11 protein-coding genes are annotated in these 12,484 nt (G+C 34.9%); 8 read left to right on the top strand and 3 right to left on the bottom strand.

The annotated features are described in order from the left end of the window. Window positions 1–56 precede the first annotated feature (56 nt). The 7 genes from RBG61_RS06285 (at window position 57) to RBG61_RS06315 (ending at window position 8,456) form a co-directional block, all read left to right on the top strand. Complete coding sequence (locus tag RBG61_RS06285; protein ID WP_307946841.1) at window positions 57–1,199, top strand: AI-2E family transporter; 1,143 nt, start codon at window positions 57–59, stop codon at window positions 1,197–1,199. Window positions 1,200–1,472: 273 nt separating this feature from the next. Then, on the top strand, window positions 1,473–2,666 hold the full coding sequence (locus RBG61_RS06290; protein ID WP_307946843.1) for a DegT/DnrJ/EryC1/StrS family aminotransferase: 1,194 nt from the start codon (window positions 1,473–1,475) through the stop codon (window positions 2,664–2,666). A 101-nt stretch (window positions 2,667–2,767) separates the two neighbouring features. Next, window positions 2,768–4,081 (top strand): nucleotide sugar dehydrogenase, encoded by a 1,314-nt coding sequence (locus RBG61_RS06295; protein WP_307946845.1) that lies wholly within the window; start codon window positions 2,768–2,770, stop codon window positions 4,079–4,081. 13 nt (window positions 4,082–4,094) lie between these two features. Beyond that, complete coding sequence (locus RBG61_RS06300) at window positions 4,095–5,186, top strand: Gfo/Idh/MocA family protein (RefSeq protein ID WP_307946846.1); 1,092 nt, start codon at window positions 4,095–4,097, stop codon at window positions 5,184–5,186. Between the two features lie 166 nt (window positions 5,187–5,352). Continuing rightward, window positions 5,353–6,417, top strand: coding sequence for a hypothetical protein (locus RBG61_RS06305; RefSeq protein WP_307946848.1), 1,065 nt, complete (start codon window positions 5,353–5,355; stop codon window positions 6,415–6,417). Window positions 6,418–6,448: 31 nt separating this feature from the next. Continuing rightward, window positions 6,449–6,844, top strand: a complete 396-nt coding sequence (locus tag RBG61_RS06310) for a VOC family protein (protein WP_307946849.1) — start codon at window positions 6,449–6,451, stop codon at window positions 6,842–6,844. A 208-nt stretch (window positions 6,845–7,052) separates the two neighbouring features. Beyond that, a complete protein-coding gene (locus tag RBG61_RS06315; protein ID WP_307947215.1) occupies window positions 7,053–8,456 on the top strand; it encodes a 2-isopropylmalate synthase in 1,404 nt (467 codons plus the stop codon). A 64-nt stretch (window positions 8,457–8,520) separates the two neighbouring features. Here the strand turns inward: RBG61_RS06315 and RBG61_RS06320 are convergent, their stop codons facing one another. Both RBG61_RS06320 and RBG61_RS06325 read right to left on the bottom strand, forming a co-directional pair. Then, complete coding sequence (locus RBG61_RS06320) at window positions 8,521–9,483, bottom strand: D-2-hydroxyacid dehydrogenase (RefSeq protein ID WP_307946852.1); 963 nt, start codon at window positions 9,481–9,483, stop codon at window positions 8,521–8,523. A gap of 68 nt (window positions 9,484–9,551) precedes the next feature. Then, window positions 9,552–9,884, bottom strand: coding sequence for a hypothetical protein (locus tag RBG61_RS06325; protein WP_307946854.1), 333 nt, complete (start codon window positions 9,882–9,884; stop codon window positions 9,552–9,554). 309 nt (window positions 9,885–10,193) lie between these two features. On the opposite strand from RBG61_RS06325, the gene RBG61_RS06330 reads away from it, so the two are divergent. Beyond that, a complete protein-coding gene (locus RBG61_RS06330; protein ID WP_307946857.1) occupies window positions 10,194–11,021 on the top strand; it encodes an FTR1 family iron permease in 828 nt (275 codons plus the stop codon). Between the two features lie 71 nt (window positions 11,022–11,092). Here the strand turns inward: RBG61_RS06330 and gltA are convergent, their stop codons facing one another. After that, window positions 11,093–12,484 (bottom strand): NADPH-dependent glutamate synthase, encoded by a 1,392-nt coding sequence (gene gltA / locus RBG61_RS06335; protein ID WP_307946860.1) that lies wholly within the window; start codon window positions 12,482–12,484, stop codon window positions 11,093–11,095.

A 12,484-nucleotide genomic window follows, 5' to 3' on the forward strand; every position in this document is an offset into this window, starting at 1 on the left:
CACTATCCCTATTGAACACAAATTCTTATGTTAAATGACAGTAAGGGGGAATATTGATGAATCCCGAAGATAAGCGAAAAGTAAAAGTCGGTATTGCAATCGCTGCATTTGCCATTGTATTTTATCTGATACTTCAAAACTTTTCCAAAGTTACAGCAAGTTTTAAATATGTCGTTGGAATTTTCAACGCTTTCATTATCGGTTTGTGTATTGCTTTTGTTTTGAATTTATTGATGACCTTTTTTGAAAATAGAGTTTTTTACAAAATTGATTTAAAAAAGCATCCTAAATTTGCTCGTGCTAAGCGTCCCATTTCAATTTTACTTACTGTTATTATTGTATTGGGTATTTTAACGGGTTTGATCTGGTTTATCATTCCACAATTAACGGAAAGCGTAGCAACTCTTGGACGAAATATGAATTCTTATATTATGTCGTTAGAACAGTTTGGAAACAATATTTTAAATCAATTCGGTATTTCTGCCGATATTAACAAAACCATAAATGGATATTTGACTGAAATATCTACCTATATCATTGATTTTATAAAAAATGCTGTTCCAAAAATCTTTGAAGTTACCTCTAATATTACAACAGGAATTGTAAACATATTCTTAGGCTTTATTATTGGTATCTATATGCTTGCCGGAAAAGAGACCTTATTAAGAAACTGCAAAAAAACATTGTATGCTTTTGCTCCAAAAAAAGGTGCGGACTACTTTCTACATGTATATCAATTAGTAAAAGTCCGCTTTAGTGGGTTTGTTACAGGTCAATTAACCGAAGCAGTCATTCTCTGCGTATTATGCTTTATTGGTATGAACATATTCGGTATGCAGTATGCATTGCTAATTAGTGTTATTATAGGCGTTACCAATATGATTCCGATTATCGGACCTATTGTCGGAGCAATTCCAGGTGCGATCATTATGTTGATGATTGACCCTATGAAAGCGCTTTGGTTTGTTATTTTTATTATTGTATTACAGCAATTAGAAAGCAATATTATTTATCCAAAAATTGTTGGTGACTCCATCGGGCTTCCGGGAATATGGGTTATTTTTGCAATTATGCTTGGTGGTAAACTGTTTGGCTTTGCGGGTATTATATTAGGAGTGCCTGCATTCGCAGTACTTTATACAATATTAAGTGAAAATGTAACTGCAAAATTAAAGAAAAAAGGAATTACTGTTCGATAGAATTTGATAATCTCATTCCTACATGGAGTGAGATTATTTTTATAAAAGAACAATTTATATTTAACTTTTATTGTAATAAAAATTAGTAAAAAAGGCTTTTTAATGGTGCTTTTTTCTAATTTCGCTTGCTAGTCAGCGGGAAATAGAGTATAATTATTGCGATAAGTTTTATACTACAATAAAATTCATTTTTATATAAAACTTGAAATAGAATTGTTTAGGAATTTGAAAAGGAGCTCTACTTATTATAAATTTAGTAGAGTAGGAACTATTATGAAAATACCATTATTAGATTTACAAAGACAATATCAAAATATCAAGCAAGAGGCTGATACTGCGGTTTGCGAAGTATTAACAAACGCTCATTATATCATGGGTGAAAATGTACTTTCCTTTGAAAAAGAATTTGCAGACTACGTCGGTGTAAAACATGCGATTTCAGTTGGAAATGGAACGGACGCACTCGTCATTGCATTAAAAGCTATGGGAATAGGGAAAGATGATGAAGTTATCACTACTCCATACACCTTTTTTGCAACCGCTGAAGCAATTTCTTTTGTCGGTGCTACTCCTGTTTTTGTAGATGTTCGTTTGGATACGTATAACATAGATGAAACTAAAATTGAAGAAAAAATCACAAGCAAAACCAAAGCGATTATGCCTGTTCATATCTTTGGACAATGCGCTGAAATGGATGCCATTAACGCAATAGCAAAGAAACATGGACTTTTGGTTATTGAAGATGCTTGCCAAGCTGCAGGTGCGGAATATAACGGTAAAAAAGCCGGCTCTTTAGCAGATATGTCTTGCTTCTCATTCTTTCCAACAAAGAACTTAGGTTGTGCCGGTGACGGTGGCATGATTTGCACAGATAATGACGATCTTGCAATTATCTGCAAAGCTCTAAAAATCCACGGTAGTGGTGAAATGGGCGAAAAGGCTTATAATCTGCTTCATCATATTGAAGCAGACGTTGAAGAAGATACTTCTACTGATAATACGATTTACAATCCGAAAAAATATTATAACTACTTAATTGGTCATAATTCTCGTTTAGATGAAACACAAGCAGCATTACTGCGCATTAAGTTAAGACACCTAGACACATACATTCAAAACAGAAGAGCAGTTGCTGATAGATATAATAACGCTTTTGCTCATACCAATTTGGTTACACCAAAATGCGGTGAAAAATCTGTTCCCGCCTACCATCTATATATTTTACAATTCGAAGACCGAGAAAAAATTGTATCCTATTTAGCCCAAAATGAAATTGCGACCGGAACTTACTATCCTGTGCCTTTACATTTACAAAAATGTTATACAAGCCTTGGATACAAAAAAGGTGATATGCCAAATGCGGAATATTTATCTGAAAGAACATTTGCAATTCCAATGTTTCCGGAACTTACTCAAGAAGAAGCAGATTTTATCATTACAACAATTAAAAAAGCAATTGAATCATAATTTTATTTCTTTAGACATGAAAACAACATAAGTTTTATCAAGTAAATGCAAAATTATCATATTGAAAATAAAAACAGACAATGAAAAACGGAGGTTTTAAAATGAAGGAAAAACTCATTCAAAAAATTGATAACAGAGAAATTATTGTAGGTGTTGTAGGACTAGGCTACGTTGGATTACCACTTGCTGTTGAAAAAGCAAAAGCAGGCTTTAAAACAATTGGTTTCGATGTACAAGACAGCAAAGTAAAAATGGTAAACGAAGGTCATAACTATATCGGGGATGTTGTAAATGAAGATCTTCAAGAAATCGTAAAATCAGGTATGTTATCTGCAACAACTGATTTTTCATTCATAAAAGATGTAGATTTCATTGCTATTTGTGTTCCTACTCCACTAGACGAACACCAACAACCAGACATCAGCTATGTAAGAGAAAGCACCATTGCAATTTCTAAATATCTTAAAAAAGAAACTATGGTTGTTTTAGAAAGTACAACATACCCAGGTACTACTGAAGAATTAATTAAACCGATTCTTGAAAAAGGTTCCGGACTAAAATGTGGTGAAGATTTCTATCTAGGTTTCTCTCCTGAACGTGTTGATCCAGGTAACTTAATCTATAAAACTAAAAACACACCAAAAGTTGTTGGTGCAATCGGTGAAGATGCTGTTAAAGTAATCTCTCATATGTACCGTGCAGTATTAGCCGGTGATGTAAAAGAGGTATCTTCTCCTGCAGTTGCAGAAATGGAAAAAATCCTTGAAAACACATATCGCAACATTAACATTGGTTTAATCAATGAATTAGCAATTCTTTGTAACAAAATGGGCATTAACATTTGGGAAGTTGTTGACGCTGCTAAAACAAAACCATACGGCTTCCAAGCATTTTACCCAGGCCCAGGCCTAGGCGGACACTGTATCCCTCTTGACCCTTACTATTTATCTTGGAAAGCAAGAGAATATGGCTTCCATACCTCTATGATTGAATCATCCGCTATGATTAACGACCGTATGCCTGAATATTGTGTAGAACGTGCCGGAACAATTCTAAATCGCTTCAAAAAAGCATTAAACGGATCTAAAGTGTTAATCTTAGGCGTTGCATATAAACAAGATATTGACGATTACCGTGAAAGTCCTGCACTTCATGTAATTGAACATTTTAAGAAAAATGGCTCTATCGTTGATTTTTATGACCCTTTTGTTGCTGAATACAAATTTAAAGGTCAAAAATATCAAGGCCTTTCCGCTATTGATAAAGATGTTGTTGCAAGCTATGACTTAGTTGTTGTTACCGCAGCGCATACAACTGTTGATTATGAGATGGTTGCAGAAAATGCTGTTGCTGTATTTGATACGAAAAACGCAATGAGTAAAGTTGCCAACAGAGAAAAGATTGAACTATTATAGAGGGGTAGCATAAATGAAATATGCGTTAATCGGCACAGGAAGAATTTCTGTAAACCATATTGCATCTGCTATGAAGCATAGTGATGAGCTCGAGTTTGTAGCTGTTTGTGATATTGTTCCGGAAAACATGGACAATGCGTTAGCAAAAGCGGAGTATCACAAACCAATTTTAAAATATACAGACTATAAGCAAATGGTGCAAGAATGCAAACCCGACTTAGTTGCAATCGCAACCGAATCCGGAATTCATGCAGAAATCGGTGTTTATTGTTTAAACAATGGTTGTAATTTAATTATTGAAAAACCAATTGCAATGTCTATTGATGATGCTCAGCTGTTAATTGATACTGCTAAGGCAAACAACAAAATTCTATGTGCTTGTCATCAAAATCGATTTAATAAATCTATCCAAAAAATCCGTGCCGCTTTAGAGGCCGGCCGTTTTGGACGCTTATCTCATATTGCCGCACATGTTCGATGGAATCGAAACGAATCCTATTATACTCAAGCTCCTTGGAGAGGAAAATGGGCTAGTGATGGCGGTTGTTTAATGAATCAATGTATCCATAATGCTGACTTAATGTGTTGGATGCTAGGCGATATTGAAGAGGTATTCGCTTACACCAACAATACACAGCACCCTTATATTGAAGGTGAAGATTTAGGTATTGCTTTGGTAAAATCAAAAAATGGTGCATACGGATTATTTGAAGGAACTGTAAACGTATTCCCAAAAAATTTAGAGGAAACTTTATATATTTTTGGTGAAACGGGTACTGTAAAAGCAGCAGGTACTTCCGTTAATCTTATCGAAGAATGGAACTTTAGCCAAATGACGCAAGAAGATTCCACTGTAAAAGAGGAATGTCATGAAGCCCCACCAAATGTATATGGTTTTGGCCATGAACATGTATACGCTGACGTAATTGAAGCAATTCATACCGGTAGAAAGCCCTTAATTGATGGTGAACAAGGTAAAAAGGCGTTGGAATTGATTTTAGCTATTTATAAATCAAAAAAGACAGGCTTACCTGTAAAACTGCCATTGGATCATTTTGCATCCACAGAGATGGCAGGCACTTTTCATTCCGCTACTAATGACTAAAAAAGACGAATTGTAAGCATATTTATCTGAAATAAAATTGATGGAAACATAAAACATGGAGGTACTGGAAACCAACCTATTAAAACCATAGGTTGTGTTTATAAAGTACCTTCTTTCTACGATAGGCAAAACAGGTACTTGAAAAGAAAATAAAGGAGCGAATAATATGAAAGTATGTATTATCGGGCAAACAGATAAAAAATATCTTCCTTATGTAACTCGCTATACCGATTTTTTAAGCCAACATGACATTGCATATGATATCATCTACTGGCAGCAAGAAGACCTTACGATTCACTCTGAACCAAACGAATACTATTTTAAAGAACCTTTACGGGAAGGCTTTTATAAAAAATTGCAATCTTATCATCGCTTTCGCAACTTTATCATTCCGATTTTACAAAACGGGAACTATGACCGTATTATTGTTTTAACCACAATTCCATGCATTTTATTAAGAAAGTATTTATTGAAAAACTATCAAAATCGCTATCTTTTTGATATAAGAGATTACACATTTGAAAAATACGGATTTTATCGAAAATGGGTGAATCAATTAATTGATCATTCTGCCCTTACAACCATCTCTTCTCGTGGTTTTCTTGATTTTTTAACTTCTAACGATAAGATTGTAGTCAATCATAACGTTTCTTTTTTCGATCAAGAAAAAACAACAGCACTCGATTTAAAACAAAAGCAGGTTATTAACATCAGCTTTCTCGGCAAAGTGCGTTATTTTGATGAAAATTGTTCATTGCTAACAAAACTCAAAAATACATTTCGCTATCAACTTTGGTATATTGGGAAGCCTGAAATAGAATGTGATTTACCAACTTTTTGTAAAGATAATGAAATTACCAATGTCAGCTTTGTTGAAAACTACGCAAATGAGCAAAAACCAATATTATATGAAAATATTGATATCATCAATTCGATATATGACGAATATGCCTTAACTGCAACAACTGCTCTTCCTCATCGTTTATATGAAGCTTGTATTTTTAAAAAACCGATTCTATCCTCTAAACAAACCTATCTAGGTGAAATCATTGCTAAATATGGTTTGGGCGTCGTTGTAAATGTGTTGAACGACGATGTTTTATCCATTTTAGATAAATACGTTGATACCTTTGACCCAGACCAATTTATTGAAAATTGCAACCGCTTTTTGGCTGATGTTAGAAATGATGAGGTTACTTTATATGAACGGCTGGAAGCCTTTATTAAATAAATTTTGGGGACATTGAAAGGAAGTAGACAATATGAACTATTCTATCGCACATGTTGCATTCCATGCAGCAGATATGCAAAAATCACTTGATTTTTATTGCAATAAGCTTGGTCTTTCTCATAGCTTTTCTATTCAAGATAATGATGGAAACCCTTGGATTGAATATTTAAAAGTTACTGATAATCAGTTTATTGAATTGTTTTATGAAAAAAGGGAGCAAGTATTGAATTCTTATGCCCATTTATGCTTGCGAGTAGAGGATATTCATGCACTCGCTGCTGAACTAAAGAGTAAAGGTGTTTCGCTCGATGTAGAGCCAATGCAAGGAAAAGATCTCAACTGGCAATGCTGGGCAAAAGATCCTGATGGCAATCCAATTGAATTTATGCAAATTGACTCTAATTCCCCACAAGCAAATGCGAAATAAACAATAGATATGCAAACCGATACCCTCTTTAGTAATAAAGAGGGTATTTTTTATAATTTTATTGGAATATTCGTGCAGTTTACATAATAATAATTTGCAAGTAATCTATTGCAAAATTTCATTTTTCAGATTATAATTATTAAAATGACAATTATATCTTATTTTTTGAAAGTACGAGGTGAACAAAATGCATTTTGAAGAAAAGCACATATTAACTTATTCTAATTCTACGAATATGCTTGAGCAATCAGCTTATAAGTTTTCGCTACAAGACAGAGAAGAACCCAATTTATATCGTGACCTTTTCGACTATGATTCTGTACCGAAAATTTCGTTCAACCACAGAACCGTTCCGCTCAATATGCCCGACAACATATGGATTACCGATACAACGTTTCGGGATGGTCAACAATCGACTTCTCCGTTTACAGTAGAGCAAATTGTTCACCTATATAAGCTATTACATAAATTAGGCGGTCCAAACGGAATTATCCGTCAAAGTGAATTTTTTGTCTATACTCAAAAAGACCGAGAAGCGCTAAAAGAATGTATGGAATTAGGCTATGAATTTCCTGAAGTAACAAGCTGGATTCGTGCAAACGAAAATGATTTCACCCTCATTAAAGAACTTGGCTTAAAAGAAACCGGTATTTTGGTTAGCTGTTCCGATTATCATATTTATAACAAAATGGGGTTAACTCGTGCACAAGCAATGGATAAATATCTTGGTGTTGTTAAAAGTGTTCTTGCAAAAGGAATTCGCCCAAGATGCCACTTTGAAGACATTACTCGTGCTGATTTTTATGGCTTTGTAGTTCCACTTGCAGAAGCCTTGAACAACTTAGGCATTGAAGCAGGTATTCCAATTAAAATTCGTGCTTGCGATACAATGGGCTATGGTATCAGCTATCCCGGTGCTGCATTGCCTAGAAGCGTCCCAGGCATCATTTATGGCTTAAATCACTATGCAGGTATTCCAAGTGAACTATTGGAGTGGCATGGACATAATGACTTTTACAAGGTTGTTACAAATGCAGCTACTGCATGGCTATATGGAAGCTCCAGCGTAAACTGCTCCATGCTTGGTATCGGCGAACGTACCGGTAACTGTCCATTAGAGGCAATGGTTATTGAATATGCACAACTTCGTGGTACAACAGATGGTATGGACCTTTCTGCTATAACCGAAATTGCAGATTATTTTGAAAAAGCAATCGGCTATGAAATCCCTCCGAGAACTCCGTTTGTTGGACGTAACTTTAATGTTACAAGAGCCGGTATCCATGCGGATGGATTGCTTAAAAATGAAGAGATATATAATATATTTAATACAGAAAAATTATTAAATCGTCCGGCAACCGTTGCTGTAGATTCCCATAGCGGTCTTGCAGGAATTGCTCATTGGATTAACGGATTTTTCCGCTTAAATGGTTCAGGAGAAGAAATTGATAAACGTTCTGATATTGTTTTGGCAATTAAGAAATTGGTTGATTTGGAATATGAGCAAGGAAGAAACACAACAATGGGCGATGCAGAATTAGAAGTCATGCTGCAAAAAGTAAACTTTGACGAGTATGAACGTCTTGCACATATTCATCTACATAAAAAATAGCAAAAATCAGAGCATCATCGGTTAACGATGATGCTCTGATTTTATGATAATAATTGAAATTCGATTATTTTGCTACATTGTTGCTTGGATTTCCTAAAACAAAGTTCTTTAGGTTCTCCGCTACAATTTGAATTAAACGTGCTCTTGTTTCTTTACCTGCCCAAGCAATATGCGGAGTAATCACACAGTTTTTTGCAGATAAAAGTGGATTATCTGCTTTAATTGGCTCAGCACTCACAACGTCGACACCAGCGCCTGCAATTCTTCCTTCATTTAATGCTTTTGCAACAACCTTTTCGTCAATAATTGGTCCTCTTGCAGTATTAATCAATATTGCGTTTGGCTTCATTTTATCAATTGCCTCTTGGTTAATTAGGTTTCTGGTTTCGGGAAACAGCGGACAATGAATAGAGATAATATCACTGTTTTTCAAAAGGGTATTCATATCTACAAAACGAAGCGTATTGCTTTCATATTCAGGATAACGTGTTCGAGAGCTTACAAGTACACGCATATCAAATGCTTGCGCAATTCGTGCCACTTGCTTTGCAATACTGCCAAAACCGATTAAACCAATCGTTTTACCCATTAACTCAGAAATTCCTTTATCATAAAAACAAAAATCTTGACAATTCGTCCACATTCCATTGTGTACCTCATTGTTATGCTGGTCTACTTTATTGTAAAAATGCATTAAAAAAGCAAAAGTAAGCTGTGCAACACCGCTTGTGGAATATGCCGGAGCATTGGCTACAACAATACCATGTTCTTTACAGTAATCAATATCAATAATATTATATCCGGTTGCAAAAAGCCCGATATATTTTAAATTTGGACATTGTTCTAATACCTCTTTATGCAATAATGTTTTATTCACAATCACCATTTCTGCATTCCCAATTCTTACAACGGTATCTTGGGGTAATGTACGATCATATACAGTCATTTCATCACAATATTTATTCAAACAATCCAACGATAAATCATTGGAAACAGCAGCGTAGCTGTCTAATACAACCAGTTTCATAAATTCCCTCCCAATAAGCTATAACAATAAATATGGGCGAACAACACAAACTATGTTCGCCCACAACTTTATTCGTCAATTTCTTTTTCTGTCTTTTGTGGATTTTCCAGTTCTTCGTTATTCGGCAATTTATCTGCTGCCATTTCAGATAACATTTGCAAAGTTTTCATTCTACGATCGCCACGTCTTCGAAACATAAAGTATATTACAAGTATAAACATTACGATTTGGAATAATCCTAAGCATAATGTAAATGTTGCATTACGAGACAAATAAGTCAATAAAGTGCTTGGAATCCAAATAACAAATAACAATTCATAAAGATACTTATCTTTAACAAAGCGAAAGCCAAAATATACGGTAAACAAAATTGCTAATATGAGATGTACCCAAAAATTCATATGAGCATCTCCTTTCTGTTCTGCCAAATTAACTGCCTTTATACTATATTAAATCTATTGAAATATATAGTAATCTGTTAAAATTATTATATCATAATTTCATTTTTATTCAAGTGGGATAGAATGGATAGCATTATAAAATAACGCAAAACAGCAAACCTCAGGGATTCTAGAAAGGATTTCTGAGGTTTGCTTTCTTTTATATAACAATCTTTTCCCTACTAATCATATCGGTTTTCCATATATTGTCGGTTGACATGCGCACTCAGTTAGTGTATGCTAACTACATAAATTAAAGGAGGATTGAATTTGAATAATTTTTTGTCAGGAACAATCATGGGGTTTAGAGAAGGTTTAGAAGCGTTTTTAATAATAGCAATCATGATACAATATTTAAAGAAGCTTAAAAAAAATCAAATGATAAAATACATTTGGTTTGGTGTTTTAAGTGGCATAGTTTTATCCGTTTTAGTAGGTCTTATTCTAAACCTTGTTAGCGGATATGTAAATAACACCGAGAGCTTCACAAAGTTATGGGAGTCCGGTTCGAGTTTTGCTGCATTGTTACTTGTAACAGGTTTTATTATTTGGATGATAAAACATGGAAGCAATATGGTTTCCCATGTTAAAGATACCATTGATTTAAACATGTCTTCAGCGGGAATTTTTTTAGTAGCACTAACAATGGTTTCTCGTGAAGGTGCTGAAATCGCAATTTTCACTTTTGCGGGTAAGTATAGTTTGATATCCACTTTCACCGGTGTATTTGCATCTCTTATTTTAACAGTTTTAATATTTTATTCTTTGATTAAAGTTAATCTAAAAGTAATATTTAATATCACTTTAGGATACTTAATACTACAAGCTGGATTTCTGCTTGGCTACAGTATACATGAAGGCTTATCGGCATTTAAAGATATCGGTATGATTGCAAAAGATAGTATTCTATTAAATAAAGCATTTAATTTTGAACATACAGTTTTAGATCATAAAAATGGCATATTGGGATTACCTCTGTATATATTGGTCGGTTGGTATTCACGTCCGGAATGGATACAATTTATTGTTCAATACTCCTATACTGTTATCATGCTAATGTTTTGGTTTTTATCAAAAAGAAAAAGCAAAAAAGTTTAGATTTCTTGTTTAAACTTATAAAGTTAAAGTAGATAAAAAACGATGGCTAAAATGCCATCGTTTTCTTCTATTTACTTCTTGCTTTTAATATATTCATCTATTGCTTTTGCAGCTTGTTTTCCAGCACCCATTGCAAGTATAACAGTTGCAGCACCTGTTACTGCATCGCCACCTGCATAAACACCTTCACGAGAGGTTAACCCATCATCGCCGTTTGTAATAATACAACCATGACGATTTGTATCAAGTCCCGGTGTAGTACTTCTGATTAATGGGTTAGGGCTTGTACCGATAGACATAATCATTGTATCAACATCAAGTACAAATTCACTGTTTGCTTTTTCAATAGGGCGACGGCGTCCGCTTTCATCTGGTGCACCAAGTTCCATTTCTACGCATTTCATTCCGCAAACCATACCCTTTTCATCACCAAGCACCTCAACAGGATTTGTCAGCGTTTTAAAGATAATGCCTTCCTCTTCAGCATGTTCTACTTCTTCTTTACGTGCAGGAAGCTCTTCCATGCCACGGCGGTATACAATATAAACTTTCTCGGCACCAAGACGTTTTGCTGAACGAGCAGCGTCCATTGCTACGTTACCACCGCCAACAACCGCAACACTGTTACTTTTTTTAATTGGTGTTTTACTGTCAGCTTTGTATGCCTTCATTAAGTTGACACGAGTTAAGTATTCATTTGCTGAATATACACCGTTTAAGCTTTCACCTTGAATATTCATAAAACGAGGAAGACCTGCTCCACTTCCGATATATACTGCTTCATTCCCCATTTCAAAAAGCTCATCTATTGTTAATACTTTACCGATCACCATATTGGTTTCAATGTCTACGCCCATTGCCTTTAGTCCATCAATTTCTTTTTGAACGATTGCTTTTGGCAAACGGAATTCAGGTATACCATACATTAAAACGCCGCCGGCAACATGCAATGCCTCATAAACAGTAACTTTATAGCCAAGCTTTGCTAAATCGCCCGCTGCAGTCAAACCTGTAGGGCCTGCACCGATGATTGCTACTTTGTGTCCGTTAGAAGTCGGAACAGTTGGCACTACTTTACTATGTTCACGATGATAATCAGCAACAAATCGTTCTAGACGTCCTATTCCAACGCTTTCACCTTTAATACCTCGCACGCATTTACCTTCACATTGATTTTCTTGAGGACATACACGGCCGCATACTGCAGGAAGTGCACTGCTCGCACTTAAAATTTCATATGCACCTTCCATATCTTCTTCTGCTACTTTTTTAATAAATGCAGGAATATCAATAGAAACTGGACATGCATTCACACAAGGCTTTTTCGGACAGTTCAAGCAACGCTTTGCCTCTTCAACAGCCATCTCATATGTATACCCCAAAGCAACCTCTTTGAAGTTTTTATTTCTTACCAATGGATCTTGTACGGGCATTTCACATTTTTTAGGATTCATATTAGGCAT

Source organism: Paludicola sp. MB14-C6 (assembly GCF_030908625.1).
Taxonomy (GTDB): domain Bacteria; phylum Bacillota; class Clostridia; order Oscillospirales; family Ruminococcaceae; genus Paludihabitans.

Coding starts and splice junctions, on each gene's coding strand:
- RBG61_RS06285 (WP_307946841.1), top strand. CDS start 57: ATGAATCCCGAAGATAAGCGAAAAGTAAAAGTCGGTATTGCAATCGCT.
- RBG61_RS06320 (WP_307946852.1), bottom strand. CDS start 9,483: ATGAAACTGGTTGTATTAGACAGCTACGCTGCTGTTTCCAATGATTTA.
- gltA (WP_307946860.1), bottom strand. CDS start 12,484: ATGCCTAATATGAATCCTAAAAAATGTGAAATGCCCGTACAAGATCCA.
- RBG61_RS06305 (WP_307946848.1), top strand. CDS start 5,353: ATGAAAGTATGTATTATCGGGCAAACAGATAAAAAATATCTTCCTTAT.
- RBG61_RS06325 (WP_307946854.1), bottom strand. CDS start 9,884: ATGAATTTTTGGGTACATCTCATATTAGCAATTTTGTTTACCGTATAT.
- RBG61_RS06295 (WP_307946845.1), top strand. CDS start 2,768: ATGAAGGAAAAACTCATTCAAAAAATTGATAACAGAGAAATTATTGTA.
- RBG61_RS06310 (WP_307946849.1), top strand. CDS start 6,449: ATGAACTATTCTATCGCACATGTTGCATTCCATGCAGCAGATATGCAA.
- RBG61_RS06290 (WP_307946843.1), top strand. CDS start 1,473: ATGAAAATACCATTATTAGATTTACAAAGACAATATCAAAATATCAAG.
- RBG61_RS06300 (WP_307946846.1), top strand. CDS start 4,095: ATGAAATATGCGTTAATCGGCACAGGAAGAATTTCTGTAAACCATATT.